General features: G+C 35.0%; 21 protein-coding genes and 1 tRNA gene. 5 read left to right on the top strand and 17 right to left on the bottom strand.

Annotated elements, in window-relative coordinates; translation table 11 throughout:
- Positions 1-97 precede the first annotated feature (97 nt).
- Both ku and RST01_RS10970 read left to right on the top strand, forming a co-directional pair.
- On the top strand, positions 98-922 hold the full coding sequence (gene ku, locus RST01_RS10975) for a non-homologous end joining protein Ku (RefSeq protein ID WP_147196769.1): 825 nt from the start codon (positions 98-100) through the stop codon (positions 920-922).
- Positions 923-1074: 152 nt separating this feature from the next.
- The gene (locus tag RST01_RS10970; protein WP_147196767.1) at positions 1075-1482 is read left to right on the top strand and encodes a hypothetical protein; all 408 of its coding nucleotides are present in this window, start codon (positions 1075-1077) and stop codon (positions 1480-1482) included.
- Positions 1483-1950: 468 nt separating this feature from the next.
- Here the strand turns inward: RST01_RS10970 and RST01_RS10965 are convergent, their stop codons facing one another.
- From RST01_RS10965 to RST01_RS10935, 7 genes are all read right to left on the bottom strand, one after another.
- Entirely contained in the window at positions 1951-3057 is a 1107-nt protein-coding gene (locus RST01_RS10965; RefSeq protein WP_147196765.1) for a PRK06851 family protein, read from the bottom strand.
- A 171-nt stretch (positions 3058-3228) separates the two neighbouring features.
- Complete coding sequence (brnQ, locus tag RST01_RS10960; protein ID WP_244946705.1) at positions 3229-4575, bottom strand: branched-chain amino acid transport system II carrier protein; 1347 nt, start codon at positions 4573-4575, stop codon at positions 3229-3231.
- 140 nt (positions 4576-4715) lie between these two features.
- Entirely contained in the window at positions 4716-4889 is a 174-nt protein-coding gene (locus tag RST01_RS16305) for a helix-turn-helix domain-containing protein (RefSeq protein WP_147196932.1), read from the bottom strand.
- Positions 4889-6058 carry a sigma 54-interacting transcriptional regulator gene (locus tag RST01_RS10950; protein ID WP_147196763.1) on the bottom strand — a complete coding sequence of 390 codons (1170 nt, stop codon included), beginning with the start codon at positions 6056-6058 and terminating at the stop codon, positions 4889-4891. Before RST01_RS10950 ends, RST01_RS16305 begins: the two co-directional genes overlap by 1 nt.
- A 186-nt stretch (positions 6059-6244) precedes the next feature.
- On the bottom strand, positions 6245-7336 hold the full coding sequence (locus tag RST01_RS10945) for a transglutaminase domain-containing protein (RefSeq protein WP_147196761.1): 1092 nt from the start codon (positions 7334-7336) through the stop codon (positions 6245-6247).
- Between the two features lie 402 nt (positions 7337-7738).
- The gene (gene trhA / locus RST01_RS10940; protein ID WP_244946704.1) at positions 7739-8380 is read right to left on the bottom strand and encodes a PAQR family membrane homeostasis protein TrhA; all 642 of its coding nucleotides are present in this window, start codon (positions 8378-8380) and stop codon (positions 7739-7741) included.
- A gap of 95 nt (positions 8381-8475) precedes the next feature.
- A complete protein-coding gene (locus tag RST01_RS10935) occupies positions 8476-9201 on the bottom strand; it encodes a ZIP family metal transporter (protein ID WP_184117460.1) in 726 nt (241 codons plus the stop codon).
- Between the two features lie 108 nt (positions 9202-9309).
- On the opposite strand from RST01_RS10935, the gene RST01_RS10930 reads away from it, so the two are divergent.
- On the top strand, positions 9310-9624 hold the full coding sequence (locus RST01_RS10930; RefSeq protein WP_147196757.1) for a CHY zinc finger protein: 315 nt from the start codon (positions 9310-9312) through the stop codon (positions 9622-9624).
- Between the two features lie 243 nt (positions 9625-9867).
- Here the strand turns inward: RST01_RS10930 and RST01_RS10925 are convergent.
- From RST01_RS10925 to RST01_RS10905, 5 genes are all read right to left on the bottom strand, one after another.
- Positions 9868-9938: transfer RNA gene (locus RST01_RS10925), tRNA-Ala, on the bottom strand.
- Positions 9939-10098: 160 nt separating this feature from the next.
- Positions 10099-11238, bottom strand: coding sequence for a cation:proton antiporter (locus RST01_RS10920; RefSeq protein WP_147196755.1), 1140 nt, complete (start codon positions 11236-11238; stop codon positions 10099-10101).
- Positions 11239-11368: 130 nt separating this feature from the next.
- Entirely contained in the window at positions 11369-14566 is a 3198-nt protein-coding gene (locus RST01_RS10915; RefSeq protein WP_147196752.1) for an SMC family protein, read from the bottom strand.
- Positions 14563-15144: a hypothetical protein gene (locus tag RST01_RS10910; RefSeq protein ID WP_371859443.1), complete on the bottom strand. Its 582-nt coding sequence runs from the start codon at positions 15142-15144 to the stop codon at positions 14563-14565. Before RST01_RS10910 ends, RST01_RS10915 begins: the two co-directional genes overlap by 4 nt.
- 34 nt (positions 15145-15178) lie before the next feature.
- Positions 15179-16609: a hypothetical protein gene (locus tag RST01_RS10905; RefSeq protein ID WP_371859442.1), complete on the bottom strand. Its 1431-nt coding sequence runs from the start codon at positions 16607-16609 to the stop codon at positions 15179-15181.
- A gap of 230 nt (positions 16610-16839) precedes the next feature.
- Here RST01_RS10905 and RST01_RS10900 point away from each other — a divergent pair, with 230 nt between their 5' ends.
- On the top strand, positions 16840-18051 hold the full coding sequence (locus RST01_RS10900; protein WP_147196748.1) for an NAD(P)/FAD-dependent oxidoreductase: 1212 nt from the start codon (positions 16840-16842) through the stop codon (positions 18049-18051).
- 40 nt (positions 18052-18091) lie between these two features.
- On the opposite strand, the gene RST01_RS10895 is transcribed toward RST01_RS10900, so the two are convergent.
- The 4 genes from RST01_RS10895 to RST01_RS10880 all read right to left on the bottom strand — a co-directional run bounded on the left by RST01_RS10895 (position 18092) and on the right by RST01_RS10880 (position 22200).
- Positions 18092-19282 carry a YycP family beta-propeller protein gene (locus RST01_RS10895; protein ID WP_147196746.1) on the bottom strand — a complete coding sequence of 397 codons (1191 nt, stop codon included), beginning with the start codon at positions 19280-19282 and terminating at the stop codon, positions 18092-18094.
- A gap of 134 nt (positions 19283-19416) precedes the next feature.
- On the bottom strand, positions 19417-19980 hold the full coding sequence (locus RST01_RS10890; RefSeq protein ID WP_147196744.1) for a GNAT family N-acetyltransferase: 564 nt from the start codon (positions 19978-19980) through the stop codon (positions 19417-19419).
- Between the two features lie 386 nt (positions 19981-20366).
- Positions 20367-21392 (bottom strand): ketopantoate reductase family protein, encoded by a 1026-nt coding sequence (locus RST01_RS10885; RefSeq protein WP_147196743.1) that lies wholly within the window; start codon positions 21390-21392, stop codon positions 20367-20369.
- 67 nt (positions 21393-21459) lie between these two features.
- Entirely contained in the window at positions 21460-22200 is a 741-nt protein-coding gene (locus RST01_RS10880; RefSeq protein ID WP_147196741.1) for an acetoacetate decarboxylase, read from the bottom strand.
- A 148-nt stretch (positions 22201-22348) separates the two neighbouring features.
- Between RST01_RS10880 and RST01_RS10875 the strand changes: the two genes are divergently transcribed.
- Positions 22349-23236, top strand: a complete 888-nt coding sequence (locus RST01_RS10875) for a LysR family transcriptional regulator (protein ID WP_147196740.1) — start codon at positions 22349-22351, stop codon at positions 23234-23236.
- Positions 23237-23648: 412 nt separating this feature from the next.
- Here RST01_RS10875 and RST01_RS10870 read toward each other — a convergent pair whose 3' ends face one another.
- Positions 23649-24773, bottom strand: a complete 1125-nt coding sequence (locus RST01_RS10870) for a conserved virulence factor C family protein (RefSeq protein ID WP_066791884.1) — start codon at positions 24771-24773, stop codon at positions 23649-23651.
- Positions 24774-24789: the final 16 nt, after the last annotated feature.

The following is a 24789-nucleotide window of genomic DNA, read 5'->3' as shown; positions in this document are numbered from 1 at the left end:
TGAAAAACTTATACGCTCAGTAGTTTTCACTTAATTTAATTTGGCATACATAAAACCTAACATCCATTCAATACTAAAGGAAAAGAGGGTGATGATTATGCATACCGTTTGGAAAGGAAGTATCAGCTTTGGATTGGTAAATATTCCAATCAAATTGCATGCTGCAACAGAAAACAAAGATGTGAAGCTACGCCAGCTTCATAAAAAATGCAATACTCCAATCAGCTATAAAAAGGTGTGTGAGGGGTGTGATCAAGAGGTCACAGAGGATGAAATTGTTAAAGCATATGAGTATGCAAAAAATAAGTTTGTGGTATTAGATCAAGAAGACCTTGAGAATTTACGAAAAGAAAATGAAGACAAGGCAGTCGAAATAATTGATTTTGTAAAACTTCAAGAAATTGATCCAATCTATTTTGAAAGAAGTTACTATATGTCACCAGATGCTAATGGCAGTAAAGCATACACTTTATTAAGAAAAACGCTAGAAGAATCAGGTAAAATCGGAGTGGCCAAGATAATTATTCGTTCAAAAGAACAATTAGCCATCGTAAGAGTGTTTAAAGATGCACTTGTAATGGAAACCATTCACTTTCCAGACGAAGTAAGAAGCATCGGTGAAGTACCAAACATTCCAAGTGAACAAGCTGTTGTTCAAAAAGAATTGGACACTGCTTTGCTATTAGTGGATCAACTCACAACAGCATTTGACCCTAATAAATATCAGGATGAATATCGTCTACGTTTGATGGATTTAATTGAAGAGAAAAAAGCAGACAGTACGGTTACTGCATCTGAAGCTAAGCGGCCTTTGCCTGATAATGTCACGGATTTAATGTCAGCATTACAAGCATCCCTTGATAAAACAAAGCCGAAGAAAACAACACGTAAACGCAAAACTTTGAAAGAAAAAACTTCTTAAGTTAAAGGCCTTCAGAGATAATTCTGAAGGTCTTTTAGCATTTCCTTATTAAGTCGATTTCAAGATGCCTTAAAAGGTTTAATTCTAAAGACATACTTAGAGTACTTTCATTATATATTAAAGAAATCTGTTCTAAGAAAGTGAGGTTTAAAATGGAAAGGCCAGCGGGAGTTACTTATATTAGCTTTTTATTCATCTTAGGAAGCACTTTCTTAATATTCATTACTTTTTTTACCCAGCAGTTGCCTCTTTCAATTGAACACGCACCTATTCTCGGCATTTCTGACTTTCCAGAGGATTTGCTTCGTATATTGCTAGCCAGCATTGTATTGGGTATAGCATACGGCTATATGCAATTAAAGAAGTGGGCATATATTGGAATGATTATTTTTTGTCTATTGAGTTGGTATACATTTTTTCTCGCTTCTCATTCCTTCTTTAATCTTTTCGGCACTCTTTTTGTTGTTTGGACTGTAATAGTGATGATGTATACATTGCTTCAGTATAAATCTTTCTTTAAGCCTGTTAGAAAAGTCGCTCAACAAAAGAAATTTTTATAGTTCGACAGAAAATCTTTTTACTTGCCCTTTTATCTCATTCTGGTGAATCATGTCGAATGAAGTACAGGAATTGTTTACTTTTTAATTAAGTATCACTTTAACTACCAACCAAATTTCGACAACGGTTATTCGACATTGAGTTTCATTCATAATAATTATGTAAACTATTAAATTTCAGCTTGTGAACCACCATTTGTTATCAAAAATAAAAGCTCCAACTTAATGCTTAAAGCATCAAATTGGAGCTTAATAAAGATAACCCAACTAATCGTTATTTAAGCTTCTCAGTAATAAGTTGAATAACCTTTTCCTGTGTTTCTTTAATAGAAAGCATTTTATTTTCTAATTTTCTAACTGTAATGTCAGCAGTTGTAAAGTCTCATCGAGTTGGTGTTGCAAACGCAATTGCTTTTTCCTCTTTTTATAATATTTCTTATCCTAATTTTGTTATTAAGGGCTGAGGATTCCTTACAATCTATTGAACACTTCAGCTTTATTTTGAATAGCTTCCTCTAATTGAGTTGTAATTTGATCGACAATCTTAAAATCAGTAGCATTTACATAAATGTTTTCTAGTTTTTCATGTGCAGCTTTTGCTTTTGCCAAGTAGACTGTCGCTTCATCCATTGAACTTTTATAGGCCTCTTGAATCTCTTGAAGTTCGCTTTCATATTTTTCATCTGTACCCGAAGTGATGGCTAGGTTATATAGATCAATGATTTCATCACCTTCCCGGGTAGGAAAATATTCATGAGGCGCTGTGCTATCAAAGATTGCTATACCTAATTCTCTAAAAATCAACATATCTAGACTGTTTGGATCAAAACCACAATGGTATATTTCTACGTCAAAGCCCTTTGCTTTCGCCGTTTTAGCTAATCTTTTGAGTAGTGTAGATTTACCAGTACCTGGTCTTCCTTTTAAGAAATAGCGCTTGCGCACACCTTCTGTAAGGTTTGGTACAAAATCAACTGCTCCGATAGGTGTGGCAGCACCTAAGAATCTATGAAAGATTGCTGAATCTTTATTTAAAGTTAGATCGCCAAAAAATTGTTTTTGAAGATCTTCTGCTAATTCATCTAACTGATCGTAGTCTGTATTGCTGATAAATATAGCTTCCCATTCATCATGGATTGCAAGCGCCTTGTTATAGTTTTCATACGCAGTAGTATAAGCTTTTTGTTTTTCAGCAGATAATTGTTGAATGACATCCTTATTTTCTGCAAGCTGTTTGGTATCCCATGCTTCACTTAGATTAACGTATTCCTCAACAGCACCTGGAATCTTTGGCTCAATTACATGGGGAGCTGTTCCATCAACTATTCCAATTTTTAAAGAAGGGATGACTATACCATCCAATGAATCAGCATCTGATGAACAGTGAAGATATTCTGTATCAAAGCCTGCTGCCACCATTGACCCAGCAATCTTCTTCATTAAAGTCGACTTGCCGTTTCCTGGTCCTCCCTTTAAGATATATAACTTATCTAACTTGTTAAGTGCAGATTCAAATAAACTATAAAAACCCTTTGAGGTATTGCCCCCTGCAAAATAATGAAATTCATTTCCTTTCAATGATGTATTGCCCCTCTCATAGTAGATGTATTACTTAATTAGCATATGCTAAGAAGGGCCTATAGGTGACTGCCTAACAAAACTTTTAAAGAGGGAAAACATTACTTTATCTATAAATTGCTGATTTCTTAACCTCAAAAGAAATAATACTCAACTCTAAGTTTATTCTACCTATTGAATCTTCTCTAATTTTAATTCTTCTTTTTCCCTATCTTCAATAGCTTGATTTAATTCTTGATGAGATGACTTCTTTCTATATAACAGACCGCCTGCTACAAATCCTAAAATAGCGGGAACCAACCAAGCAAATCCATTCTCACTGAGTGGTAAATACTTTAAGCCGTTAAATAGTAATGGCACTTTAATACCTATCCCTCCAAAGGTCTCAACAAGACTAACAATAAACGTCAAAAGTATCGCTCCTCTATAGGAACCTGAATTAGGTACAAAACGATTGAATGTACCAAGCAAGATTAATACAATGGCGACCGGATAAAGAGCTGTGAAAATCGGCATAGTATAATCAACTATTCTAGCTACACCTAACGACCCCATACAAATACCAGTAATGCAAACAATCGCAGCCCATACTTTATAGCTCAACACTTTTTTAGTTAAATCATCTAAGAATTCCGCTATTACTACAATGACACCTATAGCCGATGTCAGACATGCCAAAGCAATGGCGATCGCTAAGAGTACACCTCCAAAGTCCCCCAAGATCGCGTGAATTAGCTCCGATACAAGCGCTGTATCAGCCAAATCTTTTGGAAATATACTGCTCCCTGTTGCCCCAAGGTATAACAAACCTCCATAGACAATGAATAACCCTGCCCCAGCAATTGCTACTCCTCGCCATGCTATCTTTTTCATAGAAGCACCTTTATAACCATACCCCACTATGGCAGCGATAAAGATGGGTGCACAGAAAATGCCTGTTACGACATCTCCAGTTTGGTATGCATGAATAAATGCATTCGAAAAAGCATCTTTCACTGAAGGAGGAGCCGGCATACCAATTGGACTAAACATACCTTTAAAAACGATGATGACTAAAACAACAACAAGAACAGGTGTAAGCCATTTCCCTATACGATCAATTACATTCGACCGATCCATTACGAAATAGAAGCTAACGGCAAAAAATAAAACAATCGTAAAGAAAGAAGGTATATAAGGAAAAATTTTAGATACTCCTAACTCATGCGTAGTAGCTGCCATACGTGGAATAGTAACAAACATACCGATTCCTACCATGAGCAATAAATTAAACACTTTATGAAACCATGGGCTAATAGGTTTTGTTAAGTTTTCAAATTTCCCGCCTACATTTAGGATGGCAATGACCGCCATGAGCGGTAATGCAATACCTGTTATACAAAACCCAATAAGAGCAGGTATCCAACTGGTGCCAGATACATTACCAATGGAAGGTGGAAAAATCAAATTCCCAGCACCGAAATATATCGCAAACAAAGCGAGCCCGACAATTATACTGTGTTGAAACATTTTAGACATTGAAAAACCTCCTTTTTCAAGTAAACATTTGTCCTTCCCCAAGAACATTAAGTGTCAAATTTTGTTGACTTTTTTATCTTAAATTAAATATTCAGATAAAAAAAGAAGGGAAAAATTTCCCCTCCTCCGTAAAAATTTTTTTACCTTAAATGATATTTTTGCATCTTATACTTTAATAATTGTTTTGAAATCCCTAATTTTCTTGCAGTTTCAGCTAACTTGCCATGTGAATTTTTTAATTCCTTAACAATTAAATCCCTTTCAAAAAAATCTACACATTCTTTTAGATTACCTTTACTTTCATATTTATTTATTACTCTTGATTCCTGTTGAAAATCACAATACGTTTAGGCAAATCTTCTATTTTTATAGAAGAATCTTCTGTATGGTTATATGCTGTTTCAATTGCATTTTTTAGTTCCCTAACATTCCCTGGCCATGGATATTGCTCAAAAAGCTCAAGCACCTTCTCATCTATATGAGTAATTTGGACATGCATATGTTGATTAAAGAAATGAATAAAATAATGTACCAATACACTAATATCTTCTTTTCTTTCTACTAAGGGAGGCATTTGAATCGACACTACACTCATACGATAGAAAAAATCTTCTCTAAGTGTTTGTTCTTTAATTAATTCTTCCCCTTTTATTGGTGTGGCAAAAACCAAACGAACACTTACTTTTGTTGGGTCATTACTATTTACATTAAAAACTTGTTCTTCAATAACTCTGTATAGTCTCACTTGTGTAGTTAATGGCAGCTTGTGAGCATCATCAATATACAAAGTTCCACCCTGGGCCTCTTTAAGAATACTAGGTTTTGTATGTTCAGAATGACCAAATAAAACAGCATCAATATTCTCTTGTTCGATGGCACTACAATTAAAATATATATATGGCTTTGTAAATCGATCACTTAAATTATGTAAAGACTGAGCAATGATTTCTTTTCCCGTGCCTTGTGGACCCTCTATCCATATTGGTGAATCGGTTTTAGAAATTTTATTAATGATATCTTTAATATGTTGCATAGATGGACTGCAAGTTAATAAATCATCAATCGTGTAAATGGTATTATTTTTTCGATAAATTTTGTGAGATGAATAACTTTCAAGAGTTTGTATATTACCATTTCCATAATAAATTTTGGAAAACTCTATTGCTCCCATTGTCTTCCCATTCACTTTAATCGGAAACGTAGAATTAAAGGAAGAATATGAAAAACCATTCTGTGCGGTTAATCGCTGGGTTACACCACACAACGGCTCCCCTGATTGAAGCACGCTTAATATGGTACTTTCTTCGTTAGGTAAATCTTTATATAGATGGATCACTTTTTCCCCAATGAAGTTCTCAGGTTTAAATCCTAAATGTTGAAGTATAGATAGATCAGCCATATCATAAAAGATTGTTTTTCCTTCTTCATTAACGATCAAAATATTCTCATAATCATGTAGAGGCGTAATTCCTTGTAAGTGCATCACTCGCACTCCTTTTGGATATTTTTCTATAATAATATCACAATTTTCGAAACTCTGGACGTAACCAAACTTTATAGAACTAGTAAAAAACCTTTCAAACTGTAAGCAGTTCGAAAGGTTTGAGATTGAATAAAAGTTAATCTACATATATATTAGACTTTTTAATACATTTAACCATTTTGCTATTCATTTGCTGGCTGACTCTGTATATTGGTTAATGCTAGCGAAAATCGTTCCGCTATATTTTGTTCCATCTTCTTTCACTTTGGACATATTGCCTGTGTAGTCTTTTAATAGTAACCAGTGGTCCTTTGCCTCTATGTTTTGTAGAGGCATCACGTGCTGAAGAAGAACTGATTTTTGTCTTGTAGTTGTATTCCACTTATATAGATTTGAATCATTTGGTAATGTATAAAAAACATTATTGTTGTCTACTGTAAATGCTTGAGCATTCATCAAACCTTCGTATTTTTTGCTTTTCGCTTGAAAGAGCGAGTCATAATTCCACATATGATCTTTTGCAAGTTGATTATCACTAATCAAAAAGTAGTTAAGTCTATATCGTTCACCTCGGTCAGGCATAGGGTCATTCCAAGTGATATCAAGGTTGTACCATTTACCATCCAGCTTTACTTTATTCCAGGCATGGTTTTCACCTTTAACTTTACCTGTAATGTATTTGGTTTGCAGTCCTGATTCTCTTAAAAGCAAATCTGCAGCTAATGCGTACCCCTGGCATACTGCTTTATGGTCAAATAATGCAGCATATGCAGAATGACCACCATGAGTTGCATTTTCGCTATACTCAATATGTGAGGCCAAATAGCCATTGATGAAAAATACCTTTTCAAAATCCGTCATCTTCTGAACATGATTATTTTGAATTATTTTTTTTACTTTGTGGTGTATCTTTTTCTCTTGATCTGCAGTAGTTAAATAGAATGTTTTTATTTCGATTTTAGTAAAGCCCATATTGGAAGATATATAGTAAGAGTAACCATCTAAATTGCCAAAACCATAATTGCCGACAGAACTTATTTCTTTAAAGACGCTTTTCAGCTGTTGTTCTGCTTCTTTAGCCTTATAGATGGGGTATTTTGTTTGAATGGTGAACTCTGGTTTTACTTCATTCAAGTTTTTTAAGATTTCGTGCTTTAATTGCTGCTGAGACTCAACTTTCGGCGTACCACCTGATGCATATACATTTAAATGGATATAATAAATGGCAGCACCTAAAAAAATGAAGATTCCAAGCAATACGGCAAGAAATTTCTTCATATGCTTTCCTTCTTTCAATATTATAATCTATCAAAAACATATCATTTTAAGTGAATCTATATATTAACTATAATACAAAATCACTAAATTGAAAGAAGCATATTTTGCCACTCTATCCAACGTATTGTCTATGTTATGCAGTGTCTTGATATTTGCCACAAGAAAAGATACTGAGACAAGAGTATTTTAGGTATTAAAAAAACCGAACTCTATGTGAAATCAATTTCACATTTGCCGGTTTTTTTTTAATAATTTTTCTCTTGAATGTAGTCATAATGAAAAACTTACATAAAATTACGATCAACCGTGTTCCGTTCCATTTAAAATTATTATATAAAGTTCAATTATTCAACATTGGAAGGAGCTAATTTTTTATGTCCCAGCCTCTTGCGCTTTTGACGTTTATAAATAATCAATAATACACCAATACATCGATGCACTACCTGCTAAGACAAATAAATGCCAAATTGCATGGTTGTAGGGAATTTTATTGTTTTGGTAAAAATAAGCACCGACAGTATAAAAAATGCCACCTGCTAGCAAAATCAAAAATCCCGTCCATGTAATATGTGCAACTAATGGGTTAATAGCAATAACTACAAGCCATCCCATGCTAATATAGAATAATAAGGATAGCTTTTTGTAGCGATAGATGAAAAAGCATTTGCAGACAATTCCAATGCACGTCAGTATCCATTCAATCAAACAAATGGTTATGCCTAGCTTGCCACCTACCCCAATAAGCGCAATTGGCGTATATGTACCTGCTATGAAAAGATAAATAGAAAAGTGATCTAACTTTGAAAAAATATGCTTATATTTCTTAAATCCGTGAAATAAAGTGGAAGACAGATAAAGAATCATCATAGTTAATCCAAATACTATAAAGCTTGCCATATATATTGATGATGAAACAAGATTTGCTTTGTGCATTAACAAAAATAAAGCGGGAATGGATAGCAAAAAACCCACACCATGTGTGATGACATTCCAAAACTCCTCGTTTTGATTATCATGTTCTGCCATATTTATAGATTCGCTCATAACTAATCCCCCTTCGTTGTTGCTTGTATAATTATTATGAAGGTTCTTAGGTATTTTACCAACTGCCCGATGTCACTAATCGACTATTACAATTATCATATTGGTGGAAAAAAGAAAAGAAAACTCCCCATGACGAACATACCCAAAATAAGATATTTCAAAACATATAAAAATGAAGTGCGTCCTGCTGCTTCCATTATAATTTCCTTCCAAACTACGCTTATAATCATTCCTATAGAGAAACTAAGAAGAATAGCCCAAAAAATTGGATAGGACGCTCCAATGACACTCCCAAGAACTGCTCCAAGTCCTACTGGAAATGATACTGCTAGCAGAATGAATATGTGTCGTTTAAATGATATCTTTGCAAGTGATAAAGGAATAAATATTGCCATCCCTTCAGGAATATTATGTAAAATAATAGGAAACAGTAATGAACTACTCATTCCAGTTGTTTCACCGAATCCTAATGACAAACCTAGAGGTAGATTGTGAATTGCTATACTTAAGGCTAAAATAGCTCCTGCCCTACCATGTTGCTCCCTTTGAAAATTCATTGATTCCATCTCACCGTGCATGAATCCATGCAATACGCTAAACGCAATTATTCCCCAAAATACACCTATGCCAAATATCATCACACCACTTAACTGTAAGCTTTCTGGAATGATTTCGATAAAAAGCAGCCCTAGGAGAATACCTGCGCAAATGCCATTAATAGCAGCCGCTTTTCGTATTGTTCCTTTAAAAATAGTTGCAAGTATACCTCCAACACCAAGGCCGCTGGCAGTTGCCAAAAAGCCAATAATTCCCATCCCCATATATCCACCTCCACATTCTGTTAAATATATGGATATAAGCTTCATTTTATTCAAGTTGTTGGAAAGGGATATGTTACAATTGTAGAAAAACTTGAAGGAGATTGTAAATTGCGAGTCCTAGGAAATGTTATTGATCAAGAAACACGGTGTACTCACTATCATACAGTTCTCGATGTCATTGCTATCAAATTTGCTTGCTGCGGCGAATATTATCCTTGTTATAAATGCCATGATGAAAACGCCAATCATCCAATTCAAAAATGGACTAAAGGAATGTTTGATGTACAAGCCATATTATGTGGGGTTTGTAAAACTGAGCTCACTATTCATCAGTATATGAATTCAAATCGCTGCCCCTCTTGCAATGCAAAGTTTAATGACGGCTGTGTAAATCATTACCCGATTTATTTTGATATGGATTGATAATTTTTAAAATTTAATTGACCCGTTTCTACTATAAAAACCGACGTATATGTGACATTAAATATATTTTGGTTTAATTTTTTTTATCATCTTTTCTCCTTTGCATTTGTGTACTTAACGCTGTTTGAACATTGGCTTTTAATTGATTTATCCAAAAAACCTAAAAAACACCCCACAATTCAAATTACTGAATTGATGGAGTGTGTTGGTTAAAAAATCGACCTAAAAACAACGTAATTTTAATGGAGATAAGGGGAATCGAACCCCTGATTCCACAATGCCATTGTGGCGTATTCCCGCTATACTATATCCCCGAGAAAATATTTGGAGTTTGCTAATGCCCCGTTTTTATAGATTTATTATATCTTATTCTCTGTGTTTCAAACAAGAGAATATTATCTTGTTATTAGTTAGAAATAATCTTAAGTCTATAGACAAAACGCCCAATCTTATGATTGAGCGTTTTTTTGAATTCTAATTTTCTTGTGATTTCCCAAATATTCCTTTTAGGAGTGGAGGTGTAGCTAATGTTGTAATAACGACAACAATAATCATTGGCGTATAATACTCTGTTGGCAATAGTTTTGAGTCTAGTCCCATTGCTGCAATAATTAATGCTACCTCCCCACGAGATATCATACCTGCTCCTATACCCATTGATGATCGCATAGAAAAGCCTGACATTTTTGCGCCAAGACCCGACCCGATGAATTTCGAAAGAAGCGCAATCAATGAAAATACAACGATAAGCCATATTTGATTTCCGATACCTGCAAAACTAACGGATAAGCCAATGCTTACGAAGAAAAATGGTACAAATAAGCCATTTGCAATCGGCTCAACCCTTTCCTCAATTTCCTCTTTAAATTTGGTTTGAGATATGGCAATCCCCGCGAAAAACGATCCAATAATCGCTGCAATACCTAAAGAATCTGCGAAATAGGCAAAGCCAAAGCAAATAATTAACGCTCCACTAAGCAATGGCACTGTTACTTTTAATTTTGAAAACAGTCTCAAAAACGCAGGTACAACCCAGATTGATACTAAAATAATGATAGCAAAGAAGATGACTTTTTTACCGATCAACCAAGTAATGCTAACATCAGAGTCCCCAAAGAAACTCATTGCTACTGCCAACAAGACGACGACAATAATATCATCTAAAACTGCCGCACCTAGCAAAGTAGAACCTTCTTTACTATTTAACCAACCAAGTTCTTTTAATGTTTGTACCGAAATGCTGACGGAAGTAGCGGATAAAAGCAATCCTATAAATATAGCTTGCGCTGTTGATAAGCCATAATAAATGGATCCTGCATATCCCAATAAAATAGGTACAATGATACCACCTACTGCAACTAGTAACGCAGCCTTTTTGTTTCGATTTAGATCCGATAAATTTGTTTCAAGCCCCGCCAAAAACATAAGGAGGATAACACCGATTTCACTGAACTGTTTCACAATATCCGTATCGTCAATCCATCCTAATAAAGCAGGTCCAATAACAATACCAATAATAATCTTCCCTAATACAGATGGCTGCCCTAGCCTAACACTCAAATGGCCGGCCAATTTAGTCGCTAGTAATACGAGCACAATTTGTAAAATAAACACATTTTCCCTCCTTGAAAATAAAAAAACACATGGCGGTGCCAGATTGACTGACTCCACCATGTGTTACATTTAAATATTAATTTATACACCTAGTATACTATACTCCATGCCATCTGTAAAAGAATTAGTCTTATTTTACAAGCTGTATACCTTTGATTGCACTTTCCACTTTTACAGCGTTATGCTGGACGATGAAAACCTTGCTATACTTTTCATAGTACCTGTCATCATGTGCTTTAGGTGACAAGATAATAAGCTTGCGCTCTAGTTCTCTAGCATACAATTCAAAAACCTTTTCTTTTCGGTTTTCATCTAATGCACTATCAAATTCATCTAGTATTATATAACCTGGTGTTGTATCTAAATGTTGCAATAAGGTGAGTGCAAATAGGAGTGAGCTTAATGATTCTTCCCCGCCCGATACACCCTTTCCATATTTTCCATTTCTCGCTTTTACACTCACATCTTGTAGCCTTCTGCCATGACCCGCTTTATGCGCCTTTACATATAATTTAAAAATAGCTCGTCCTCGTTTGTCTTCATATCGTTCCCACCTGATTTCGCTTTCAAAGTTAAATAGGCTCATATAGGTTTGGAATTTCTTGTTCAAAGCTTCAACAAGTCCATGGATCGTTGTATCCAACTTAACTTCTTTATTTACTAATAGAAGTCTTTTTTCTTCTACTAATTCTTCCATCAAAGCGGCATCAGATTGTTTTTTCTCGTACTCTTCTTTCCGTTTTTTATAGTTTTCTTCGGCTTGTGGATCAACTTCTCCCTTACGTGCATTTTCAAAGGCAACTCGCGCTTTTTCATTTTCCGAGAGCAGTATTGGCATCGACTGGCTAGTATCAATTTGCTTCTGCATTGCTATTTCGTATAAATCAGGAATGAGGTGTTTTAGCTCCTGCAGAAGAATTTCGTAGCGGGTAATTTCCGCTTGATTAGCTTCTATTTTTTCTTCTAAATGTGTTCTATCCTTCTCCACATTAGTCATTTCCCGTTTATTGTCATCTATATCAAACCCTAAATCTCTTATATTGCGGTTAAAATCTCTTGTAAAATCATGCAATGATTGCACTTTAACGTAATACTCTTCTTTACTCGCTCGAATAAGATTTAATTTGTCTAGTATATCTCTTTCTTCTTGTTCTAGGTTGGTTAATTGCTGCTGTTCTTCTTTTAATTCACCAATCCGCGAATAAATATCAAGTTGTTGCTCTAGAAATTGCATGCGATGCACTACAAATGCGAACTCTTGCTGTAGATGTATTATTTTCTCTTGTACATCCTCTGATTGTTTTTGCTGTTCTTCCAGCTGCTTGTTTATTTCTGCAATAAGCTTTACTTTATCGTTTCGTTGGTCTAGCTCTAAATTGAATGCTTCTGCTTTTTTTACATCTTTTAATACACTTTGCAAGTCACCAATTTCTTTTTCATATTTGGCTAAATTGACTTTGATCTCCAATTTTTTTTGTTGATTATGTTCGAATCTTTTTTGTAATAGTATCAATCTTTCTTCTGAAGATCTCGTACTAAGAATGAATGTATTCTTTTCCTGACTCCCTCTGAGGCCTCGTGCATCTTCAATACCATTCATCTTCAAGAGAGGGGTGGTTTGTAAAAATTGATCCACCCAAAAAAGTACTTTTGATGCTAAAATCACTTCTTGCTCTTTGAGTCCCTTTTTTATTTTTAATTTTATTGTCGGCAAACTGTCTATAAACTTAGTTGGTATGATGGATGGCAAAGGCACATGGTATAAATCATTCGCGGGCTGACATGTCCTTGCCATGTAAAATATAGTGTATTTAATAGGGTCAAGTACTATTTCATCTTTCAAAGTTGCACGTTCATCCAACTCTACTAAATCTCTCAATGTATAGGCAGTGATTCCTTGTTTCCTAAGGGTTGATATTGCATCTAATTGGCGACGGGATAGCATTTTATCTTGTTTTAGCAATTTAATTTCTTCAGTCAACATTGTTTCTGCTTCTTCAATTCTTGGCAATTCTTTTGCTAAGTCATTATATTCCTTTTTATTTTCCAACAGCTTTACTTCTACTTGATGGCTGCTTATGTAAAGAGATAATATATTTTGATAGTCGTCTTCTCGCTCATCAAGAGACTGTATCGATAATTCTTCTTGTACTTTTCTATACTGTAAGTCGTTGATTGTCCTGGAATGAAGCCTTTTTTCATGTACGAATGAATCGATATCTTTAGTCAGCTGTTTCTCTCGTATTTTAGACTTGTCCATTTCTACGACTATTTCTTCTTCGGTATACATCATTTTTTTTCGGAGTTGTTCTGTGTCTTTCAATTTTTCTTGCAATCGTTGAATTTGTTTTTTTATAACTACATTTTTTTGATTTAGCTTTTTTTCACTGTTCTTCAATTGTTGAATGTATTGCTCCGCTTCGTTCAGTTGCTGTTGTTTTAGTGTCTTTCTATCCTTTAATTCTGCCAACTGCTGTTGCATGATCTCTCGTTTTTCTACTAGCCCATTTATATATCTTTCCTTTACGGCTATATCTTCTTCATGTCTATTTTTTTCAACTCGTAATTTTTCTCGAATACAGTGCATTAACCATACATTTTTCTCACCATTTTTTTTCAACGTTTTTTTATTATTACTAAAGTGTTTATAGGCATCCTCTGCCATTTTTAATTGGCTTTCGATTAACTTCAGATTGCCAATTGTTAACTTAAAATCTGCTTCGATCTGCTTAAAGCTTTCAACGCTTGCTTCCCATTCCCTTTGCATTTCTTCTATATGGTACATTTCGCTGAACCGCCGAAAACGCTCTTCAGGTGACATAGCCGCAAATTGATTGACTTCGTTTTGATACCATATAAGATAAAATACATCTGGATGTATTTGGTACTTATATTGCAAATCTTCCCTATACTTGGATAGATTACTTTTTTGGATATCGCCTGATCGATATGTCGTTGTCAACTCCATCTCTTCAGGAAATTCCCCTGTATACACAGCGTATTGCCGTTGGATCACATTTCCTGGTTTTTGTTGTATCAAAAGCTGAAAACCCACATATGACGGAGCGTCAATCTGTGAAAGCCCTGTATTATGGAATGTTAGAAATACCTCTGCATGCCATGGTTGATCAGGAGGCAAGTTGGCAGAACGGAGACCTTCAATGTCAACTTGAGAAGAGTACAAAGCAGCTCCTATTGCGAATGTAATAGTTGATTTCCCTGCACCATTTGGACCAGCAATCAATACATGTTCACTTTCACTTCCAAAAGAGATTTTCGTTGGTCTATAATCTCGGATGCCACTAAATTGCAAACTGTATGGAATCATTGGTTCTCCTCCTGCTCATATAAATTATAGCGTCTAAAGAATTTAACCACTTCTTCCTTGCTTAACTGTGATGATTGAGCAAACTCTGTCGCTCTTCTTAAGAAAGAGTTGGAAAACATATGTACACCGATCGCCGTTACCTTATATGCCTGTTCCTGCTGTACTCGATGTACTTCTTCTACAGCACCAATCTTTTTTAAAATATCTATATTATTCTGTAGTTTACGGCTTGCATGCTGCATTTCGTGACCAAAATCTGTAAGTAATTGCTGGAGTAGGGTAAATTCATGGCTTAAGACCTCTTGTTGATAAAACATATAAAGTAATATGGCAAGCGCCTCTTTATTTAAAGTAGTTTTTGCTTGTTTAGCTGGTACTCGCATCATGATAATCAGCTGGTCTCTTTTTTCATCATAAATCACTTTAAAATATCTAGCGATTGCTTGATTCAAGCGATTGATAAATGAGTAAAATGCATGATCATCATTCTTAATACCTAGCATTTTTTCAGCTTCTTTTTTCTTCAAACCATAATTTTGACCTCGAATGGCAGAGGAAGAAGAGAACAATAGCTGCATAAACACAAGCTCCTCCTCAGTTGTTAAAAACGCTCTAAGATTTTGCAACATTGATAACGGATTTAGATTCTGGGTTATATTGCTTGAGTGTATATTTTCTATCGTCATCATTAATCCACTCCCATTCCTTGTCATATGTTTGGACTGCCTTTTTTGATTCCTCTGTTATTTTGTGATTGCCTACTAATGCAGACAGCGCGAGCATTGTCCGGATGCTATCTCCCCAACCTGGAGATGCTGATTCTATTATTAGTTGTTCTACTTCAGCTTCTTCCGTATTTTCTAAATACTGTTCTACATTATCCGTTGAAATCATGGCTTTGGTCATTTGCCATGATGCTTCTTGAAAAGCTTCATCTATTTCATCTTGATTAATTAATAACTCTTCGAATAATATTTCACTTTGCTTTATATCTTCATCTGAGATTTGAGGTTCATAGTTCTCCAAATAGTCTATACTTTCCTCAATATCTAAAGGACTGATGGGTGCTGTAAATTTTATGGGCAACCATATACCATCAATTACTTCATCTTCATAAAGCCCCTGCTCCATAAAGCTCAGAATTTCGTGAGCATTCGGAATATTAGAGTCGTTAGAAGGCTCATACATAGCAATGATAAATTGACGTACTTTCTCAAGTGAAATGTTTCCTGTCAAAGGTGTATCATTCATCAAAGTAAAACGATTATATTTATTTAACAGACCACTACTTAGGGCTGTTCCCTTTTTGAGAGAAGATTTCCCTCTGCTTATAAGTGGGCTTTGATTTAATACATCTTCTTCTAATAAGCGTTCGGATAACTTTTTATCAAGTTCCACCATCAGAAAATGAATTTTTTCTAACTGAGGCAATGCGTTTTTATCTGCCAAGAACTCTAATTGCCTTGATTCGATTTGGTCTATAGCATCTTCTAAATTTTGAATCATTGAAGCTAACGTATGACCGCCAGATACCCCTTGAGAATCATAAGCTTCACTAATCTCTGCGTCTCGCTTAGCTTGATATAGCAAACGTGAGATATCATCTTGCATATGGTAAGCAAGTGAATCATTAGCTAGCCTGATTAATGAGTCGATCATCCTTTTGCCTCGGTCAAGTAATTTTAGCTGAGTTGACTCCTTAGAAATCCAGCTGTGCTTTGAAAGCGTATTGATAATCTGTTTAACTCGCTCATTTGATGGCGCTACCCCCTCCTGATAATACTCGCAGTAGCGAGAGAGTAACATATCTTCATCATCAATAGCTTCCGCTAAACCAACTGCTTGTAGTTTTAGCAATTCGAGCATACGTAAAAACTGAATAATTTCCAAAGGTGATTGATACATTTGTTTGGCAGATAGTTCATTTAATACACCGGAAAGTGAAGCAATATCCCGCATAGTTTTATGAAATTCCCCACGTTCAATGTTCTCGTTAAAAATTGAAATTGACTTCATAATTTTTAAAGATTCCAACATTTCCAACCACTACACCCCCAGTTATTTTTTATTTTATGAAAATGTCATTAATTAGAGCATACTTCAAGCACTGTAGGTGAAAAGTAGCTATATTAGTGCATCTATGTTGTTCAACTCTATACATGCACTTTTTAACAACCTGTTAGCTGTATCTTATTCTATATATAACTATATCATAGCACGTTAGACTTTAAGCAAAAGAGGGTAAAAACTCCTATAGAAAGTGAGTGAATAAAATGGAAATACATGACGGAAAACTTTATTGGCCAAATACAGTCCCTTCTTTTGAACCGAAAGAAGTAACACCATCTGAAATTTATGATGCTATCATAGTAGGCGGGGGCATGTCTGGCTGCTTAACTGCTTATGCGCTTGCAAAAGAAGGTTTACAGGTTGCTATATTAGAGAAAAGAGCCTTCGGAGAAGGTAGTACGAGCGCCAATACAGGATTGCTTCAATATGAAAATGACATTATGCTTTGTGAATTAATTGATAAAATCGGTGAAAAGGCAGCTATATCTTTTTATAAATCTTGTGATATGGCCATGTCGGATCTAGAGTCTTTGACTGCCCAATTGCCTGATGGAGCAGATTTTATACGCAGACCTAGTATCTGCTATGCAAGTACAGAAGAGGATATTGCTAAAATACAGCGCGAATATAAAACATTACAAAAGAATGGATTTGATTGTGACTATTGGAATGAGGATGAAATAGGCAGTAAGATGCCATTTAAAAAACCTGCCGCCCTTTTAACATATCATGATGCAGAAGTGAATCCTTTAAAACTAGTATTTGGTGTATTACGAAAAATTGAAGATCTTGGTGGTCACCTATTACCGTTTACTTCTGTATTAAATGTCGAAGAAAACGGCGAACTTCTATCCGTTAAAACATTAGATGGTGTTTTCAGTACAAAGCATATTGTCTATACAACCGGCTATGAGCCAACACCAGTAGGTAAGAGAAAAGGAGCTATCCTCAACCGTTCGTACGTCATTGTAACAAAACCAATCAAGGACTTAACAAGTTGGTATAAAAAAGCCCTCATATGGGAAACAAAACGTCCTTATCTCTATTTGAGAACTACAATTGATGGTTCAATTATTGTCGGCGGTTTAGATGAAGAGAATCCCAATAGTGATATAAACGATGAATTACTAAAAAAGCAATCTCAAAAACTGCTTGAGGAAGCACAGAAGTTATTTCCAACGCTGCCTTTAGAGATTGAATATTCCTATGTTGCGACATTTGGAGAATCGAAAGATGATTTACCTTTTGTTGGAGAACACCCTACGAATAAGCATCAATATTACCTATTAGGATATGGAGGCAATGGAACAGTGTATAGCATGATGGGCTCTAAAGTCATTCGTGATTTGATTCTTCATAAGTCCTCTTCGAAGACGAAGACCATTCAAGTGAACCGCAAATACGGCATATCTTAATATCTTCATAAAAAAACGATTCTCCTTAGAGAATCGTTTTCTAGTTTAATATTTCAATACTAGTTATAAAGTAATCTTTATCATTTTGAGGGATTAAACCATTCATTTTGATTTTTTGAAGTTTTTCTCTTTTTTTCGAAGACAAGTTATATGTTTCTATAAAAAAGTTCCCTCCCTCATCTGAATAAAGATGGTGGATTCGGCCATTTTGGAATCTAACTTGCTCAAGCCTGTGATTCGCCGTTGACTCAAATTCTAAGTTCAAATATTTCTGTATTTTCCCATCCCTACAATTATACCGATACACTTCTCCTAAACCGTTTACATAATAAAAATGATTTTTGTATAGATAAGAAGAATGGTTAAAGTTATTAGGCAATCCATTATCTACTTGTTCTTCTGAACGATAGCTGATAAATGGTTTAATTTCAGTTTCTTTTGTTTGTCTATTATAAATAATTAACGATAGGTCTTCTCGTTTTTCTGATTGATAATCCGTCATTACAAAATAGTAGCTGTTTTTATCTGCCATAATCGGACTTATTATATCTAGATTAGATGGATGTTTTAATGGAAGTTCTGTTAGTTTTATAACTTTGGCCTCTTTTTCTCGAAGAAATACTTCTTGCAATGAAAAATGATCATTAATTAAATTTTGGGTGAGTACAACTAAACGGTCTGATAATTCCCCTACTCCAGAGATAAAGCTAGGGACTTGTGATACGTGGAATCGTTTCTCTTTACTATTGCCGAAACGAATAGATGTTTTGTAATCATATTTCGTGCTGAAACCTGTATTATACAAGCTATAAAACTGATCCGTTGCTGGCAGATAACCCGATTTTATACCTCTCAATTCGCTAGGCATCTTTTGCTTTTTTGTATTCTTTCCGATTAAAAAAATTTGATTAGCGTCTTCTATATAAAGCTTCTTTTTATGATAGTATGTACTTCCGCTTTCCAGTCCGTCTAACCGTAAGCGTTGTGCATTGCCATCCTCATCTATAAAAATAGCTTGGCCGCTCCCTTTTCCCTCTTGGAGTAGTTCTGTTGTGTGAGAAGCATATAAAACAGCCTGCTGTTTATGTAAAAAATCTTTTTTCTTTATATCCTGAAATGTGAGGTTCGTTTTAGCACTTGTTTTAGTTGTTTTGAAATGACGAAAACCAAATATTCCTCCTAAAAGGACTAACACTATGCCGATAAACACGGTGATTTTCTTGAAGCTCATATATGCCTCCTGATTCATTTTCATTCTCTCTATTAATTTACCATAGATAGCAGGAGAAAAAAGCATACAATGGAAAAAAGTTATCTAATACCAAAAAAGGTGAATTAGATAACTTTTATATTCTCAGCAAGATTTTAGCTGACAGCCTTATATTGCTCATACCAGTTTAAGAAATCCTCTCTTCGAATCATATTTAAGATACATGGGGTTCGTTCCTGCTGTTCAAGTTTCTTCCATTCATGTTCAAATTGGCGTTCAACATGCAATGTTATATAAGGTAGTTTGGCTTGTGCTTTTTGAGAACGTATATTTCCTAAACGCGCTCCCGCAAATACATATTCCAAATCTAATTGCAAAAAGGCAATTTTTAATATCTCTGCCTTAGCCAATTCATTATATCCTTTTCCCCAGTGAGCTTTGCCTATCCACGTACCAATATGGCAGGTTTTTTGTAATTCATCAATCAACTTTAATGAAATAACACCTATTAATTGATTTCTTTCATTAAAAATCATACGTGAAACTTGTTGGCCCATTCTTTCTTCTAGCTGAACAAGGCGTATAAAATCACGTGTCCCTTCCAATGAGCATTGGGCATCTGTCATACCAAGAGCTTGCCGAATTGCTGGATCGCTTGTCATATTAGACATCTCTTCAGCAAAGCTTATATCATGCGGAACTAATGTAATAGATACCACTTGAATAACCTCCCTGAATTTATTTTACAATAGAATATATACATTATAGACACAAGTTAGACACAATTCAAATAATAATATTCCCCTCTCTTCTATTGCCTAAATTGCTAAACGTAAACGATACCTCCTCTTTTTAATGAAAATATTAATTTTCACCTATATTAACTACTTAAATAACCTCAATTTTGAAAAATTAATTAATATTAAAAATGATAAATTTGGTTTTAGAATTTTTTACATATATACCTATTACTTTTTTAGAATAATATTATTGAGTACTTGCAATTTTATTATAACCCCAAATTTCTATCTATATGAGTGATTCCCAGTATTATAAGAAAAAGAGTGTAAACCGGATTGGTTTACACTCTTTTTTAAATTATTTATTAGTTATTTAATACCTCAAAAAATTTAATATTAGAATCGAATATCGGCAATTCTTTGGTTTCTTCAGCTTGTTTCACCAAACTGACAACCAAATCATTATATGGAGTCGGTATTCCCTTTTCTAGTGCTAAACGAGGAATAACCCCATTTATATAATCAATTTCAGTTTTTCTGTTCTTTTCCAAATCTTGCAGCATACTTGCCTTTAACAGTCGTGACGATTTCATAATATCACGCAGTGTTTGAATACGTTCAGGAATATCTTTTCCACTTTTCACTTCTAATGAAGCTATATCAAAACCGCCCATATCAGCAAATTCCACACCATTTGCATGTGCCACTTTAATTGTTTCATCTGCAATATGCACTGCACTTTCTATACTAATTTCATGATCAAGTACCCCACCAAACTCTGTATTAAGAGATGCAGATAAGCCGCTAAATGCATTGTTAATTAACAGTTTGGACCATTTTGTTCCAACTAGGTTAGTAGAAATATGAGTACCACCTACAAGATCTAAGATTTTTTTGATTTGCTCTATTCTTTCTGTTACTTCGCCAGTTAATTCACCAATCTGAAAGGCATATTCTTTAAAGCGATTAAACTCCGTTGTTAGCTCTGATACACCTGGTTTAATAAAAGTCGCACCAAATTCTACAGAACCTGCAACTACTCGTTCTCTCCCAACAATAGATGCTACCTGTTCTTCAGGTATACCATTTTGCAATGAAAGTACTGTGCTTTGGTCATTCAAAAATGGCAACAAGTCTTGTAAGATTGAATGGTTATAAAGCTGCTTTGTTAAAAGTAGCACTAAATCATATACCCCTGACATATTCTCTGGTGTAATCGCTTTTACCTCTGCATGAAAATCTGTAGTACCAGTTATTTTTGCTCCAGTCTCGTTTAAGGCGTCTACATGTGCTTGATAAACATCAATCAATTCTATATCTTGTCCGCCGGCAGCAATATAAGCACCGGCAATAGTTCCTAAAGAACCTGCTCCTAACACTGCAATTCGCATTTTAAATTCCCCTTATCTTTTTCATTTTAGAACACCTATTTTTTTCTGACCAATTATTAATGCCTGCCTATTTATCCGCTAGATAATCATAAATAACAGTTGGCGACGCTAATGAAAGCTCGGTCAGGATGTGTGAAGCTGACACTACCTCAAGTACAGGCAAATCCGCCATTGGAGCCAATGCATGGGCAAACAGCTCCAACCTCGCAGGTCCTGACCAGGCTCCAAGAATTTTCACATCTGTAATTTGGCTTCGGACCAATTCACAAATTCTTGGATACCCATCATATCCAGGCATCTTTTTAAGCATATAGTTTGGTTTAACAATTTCTTTTAGTGCCTCTGAATGGTCGAGAGGATAATGTTTGTAACCCATAGTAGCTGTTGCTACTCTCAAAGAACCATAATCTAATGTTCCAACCAAGGCGTCTGAATCTATATATAGATTAGGCTTGCCTAGTTTTTTTGGGTATGCCGCTATCTCCCTACCGGATGCAATTGCCGGAAAGCTGTCTACATACATGGCATGTAGATAATCACCCTCTTCTCCTTCAAAGCTTACAGGTATGACCTGCCCGCATTCCGTGTAGGATCCAAGACCAGTTACATCTGGCATTTTCATTATTTCAAATCTCACGAGTGGGTCTTTAATCTCTAAAGGTTCGGGTACGATTTTCTTTAAACTTTCAAGGTCAGTTCTATATAAAATATTTAAATATTCTCGGTTATAAAAATGATATGGTCCAACCGGGAACGCCCCTGCATCTAACGGAGTAGTAAACTGTCTAACTACTTCTTCCTTCCTCATCTAATAAACACTCCCTTTGAAATTAGATACTTTATATTTTCTTCTTTTTGTTCCTAACACTCATCATTTTAAAACGTATTTTACATTTAATCTAATACATAATAATATATAAATGTATTTATTATAATAAATAGGTGGTATTCAAAACATGGAGTTACTTCAGTTACACTATTTTCAGACAGTCGCCTACACTGAGCATATTTCTAAGGCTGCCAAACAATTAAATATTGCTCAGCCTTCGTTAAGCCTTACTATTAAGAGACTCGAGGATGAATTAGGGACAAAGTTATTTGACCGGAAAGGAAGAAATATTCATTTAAGTTCGTCAGGAAAAATTCTTTTGAAACATGTGAATAAAATTTTTACAGAAATTGAAAATGCAAAAATGGAGATTCAGTCAAAGGATCAAGAAAATACAAGCACAATTAAAATATCTATTTCCAATCCTCGTTTTCTCACAGGACTAATTAGTGAATATATCGCACTCAATCCTGATACAAAAATTCAACAGGGTATTGGAGTTAAACGTGGCATTATAACAAGCTTGAAAAAGGGGGATATAGATTTAGGTATTGCAGGTCCGCCTATAGTGGATGAAGAAATAACAAGTTGCGTTTTGGTAGATGAGGATATTGTCCTTGTATTACCTATTAGTCACAAGTTGGCAGATCATTCGGAGATTTCTTTAAGAGATATTGCAAATGAACCTTTTATATCTCTAGCCGGTAATGAAGAATACAGTAGATTTACAAACGAGCTGTGCGAAAAAGAAGGTTTTACACCAATAAATAATTTTGAAGTAGATTCTAGCCTATTGGCAGAAATCATTAAACTTGGACAAGGTGTGGCGTTACTTCCCATTTCGGTATGCAGAAAATACCATTTACATTACGTAAAGATAGCTGATATCCGCCCTACCTACACTGTCGGCCTGTCATGGGTAAAAGATGGTTTATTATCCCCATCAGCAAAAGAATTTAGAGACTTTATTATTACTTATTTTAAAGAGAACTCTAAAATGTTCAAAATTACTTGAAAATAGATTAAAAGTGTTAACGATGGATATTTAAGCAATTTTTTATAAACAAACAATTAATGTGAAAATTTTCAAAAAAAAGAGGTTAATCCATCCTTCATAGCGAATTTATAAGCATACAAAAGTAAGGAGTTGTTGTTTACATGAAGGATTTGAATACAGCCATTTTCCTCTGCGTATTAGGACTTTTATTACTAACTGCAAGCATTTTTGCACCCATTTATAGTATAGTCATCCGACTTCTGCTAGCTATGTTTAGTGTTGTATCATTTTATAATAGTTATTCCATGTACTTTTCAAAAGGACGAAGGAGAGAAGATATAATCAGCTCTTAATATAATATAGAAATGCCAGCATATCACAGTTGATTATGCTGGCATTTTTCTTTTAAAATAGGTTCGATTCAATCCACTTATTTTACATCATTATTTGCTCGAGCTTCAGTCATCTGTTTCCAGACAGATCCCATGGCCTCTTCCCCTTTAGAAATACGGGCAATGGCCATTTCCACTTGCAGCTTCACTTCGAATTCAGGATCGTTGTTCGCTTTTTCTAATGCTTCAAGGCTTGCTGGGGTACCTGTTTCATATAAGAACATGGCAGCCCTCCATCGAACAAGCTTATTTTTGTCTTGCAGAGCTTCTATTATTGCTGGTTCAAATTCAACAAACCCTAGATCGCTCATGCAATCTCCAGCTGTGCGACGAACAGAAGCACTTTTATCTTTTAATGCTTTACTTAAAAATGGTACGACTGCTTTGTCCTCAATCATTCCTAAATATACCGTTGCCAAGCGGCGTATTGACATTTTTTCATCATTTAACGCAAGTTCCAATAATGGAAGGTCACTTGTATCCGGGTCAGCCATTTGATCAAGCAATTGGAAACGTGTCTCCCAATCATCTGCTTCAAACTCCTGAATAGTAATTTTTCGTTTTTCTCTTGTTACTATGTTCTTTTCTTCTTTACTTGCATCGATTATTTCTTGAATACGTTTTTCAGGATATGCGGCCTCCAGTTCATCCACCATGCTCTGTCCAATTTGATCCTTATCACCGTAACGGACACCATAATCTACCCATTTACGCTCCATAATATAGTTTTCATCTTTTTTCAGCATATCGTTAAATGCATCAACAAATCTTTTTGAAAGACCAAAACGTTGTTCAGATAGACTATCGAACACTTTTACTTGCAATGGCATACCTTTAAACATTTGGACATGTACATATACTTCGCCATAATGTTCGTCCACTTTTTGAGCCTCTGAAAGCTCGTTATTTTCTCCAAAAGCATTGCGCACTGCGGCCAATAGCTGAGCCCAATCATACTTAGCATTTCGTTCGACTGCCAAAAAGTCTGCAACATGATAAACGCCTTTCACACCCTCGATTTTCAATATTTCTTGGATTACTTGTGGTGCGTCTTCTTTATTGTTCTCAGAATAATTATGGGCTGTCCCAAAAGGAAGCTCTTGGTCTAATATGACTTTCATTGTATTTGGGCTTGGTGTAGGTTCTATACTTTTAATATTCATATTTTCTTTCATTCCT

This window comes from Rummeliibacillus stabekisii, assembly GCF_007988965.1.
Classification (GTDB): domain Bacteria; phylum Bacillota; class Bacilli; order Bacillales_A; family Planococcaceae; genus Rummeliibacillus; species Rummeliibacillus stabekisii.
The sequence above is the reverse complement of the archived record's forward strand: the minus strand, read 5'-3'. Positions and strand labels throughout refer to the sequence as shown.

Coding starts and splice junctions, on each gene's coding strand:
- ku (WP_147196769.1), top strand. CDS start 98: ATGCATACCGTTTGGAAAGGAAGTATCAGCTTTGGATTGGTAAATATT.
- RST01_RS10970 (WP_147196767.1), top strand. CDS start 1,075: ATGGAAAGGCCAGCGGGAGTTACTTATATTAGCTTTTTATTCATCTTA.
- brnQ (WP_244946705.1), bottom strand. CDS start 4,575: ATGTCTAAAATGTTTCAACACAGTATAATTGTCGGGCTCGCTTTGTTT.
- RST01_RS10950 (WP_147196763.1), bottom strand. CDS start 6,058: ATGCACTTACAAGGAATTACGCCTCTACATGATTATGAGAATATTTTG.
- RST01_RS10945 (WP_147196761.1), bottom strand. CDS start 7,336: ATGAAGAAATTTCTTGCCGTATTGCTTGGAATCTTCATTTTTTTAGGT.
- trhA (WP_244946704.1), bottom strand. CDS start 8,380: ATGAGCGAATCTATAAATATGGCAGAACATGATAATCAAAACGAGGAG.
- RST01_RS10935 (WP_184117460.1), bottom strand. CDS start 9,201: ATGGGGATGGGAATTATTGGCTTTTTGGCAACTGCCAGCGGCCTTGGT.
- RST01_RS10915 (WP_147196752.1), bottom strand. CDS start 14,566: ATGATTCCATACAGTTTGCAATTTAGTGGCATCCGAGATTATAGACCA.
- RST01_RS10910 (WP_371859443.1), bottom strand. CDS start 15,144: ATGCAGCTATTGTTCTCTTCTTCCTCTGCCATTCGAGGTCAAAATTAT.
- RST01_RS10900 (WP_147196748.1), top strand. CDS start 16,840: ATGGAAATACATGACGGAAAACTTTATTGGCCAAATACAGTCCCTTCT.
- RST01_RS10895 (WP_147196746.1), bottom strand. CDS start 19,282: ATGAGCTTCAAGAAAATCACCGTGTTTATCGGCATAGTGTTAGTCCTT.
- RST01_RS10885 (WP_147196743.1), bottom strand. CDS start 21,392: ATGCGAATTGCAGTGTTAGGAGCAGGTTCTTTAGGAACTATTGCCGGT.
- RST01_RS10880 (WP_147196741.1), bottom strand. CDS start 22,200: ATGAGGAAGGAAGAAGTAGTTAGACAGTTTACTACTCCGTTAGATGCA.
- RST01_RS10875 (WP_147196740.1), top strand. CDS start 22,349: ATGGAGTTACTTCAGTTACACTATTTTCAGACAGTCGCCTACACTGAG.
- RST01_RS10870 (WP_066791884.1), bottom strand. CDS start 24,773: ATGAATATTAAAAGTATAGAACCTACACCAAGCCCAAATACAATGAAA.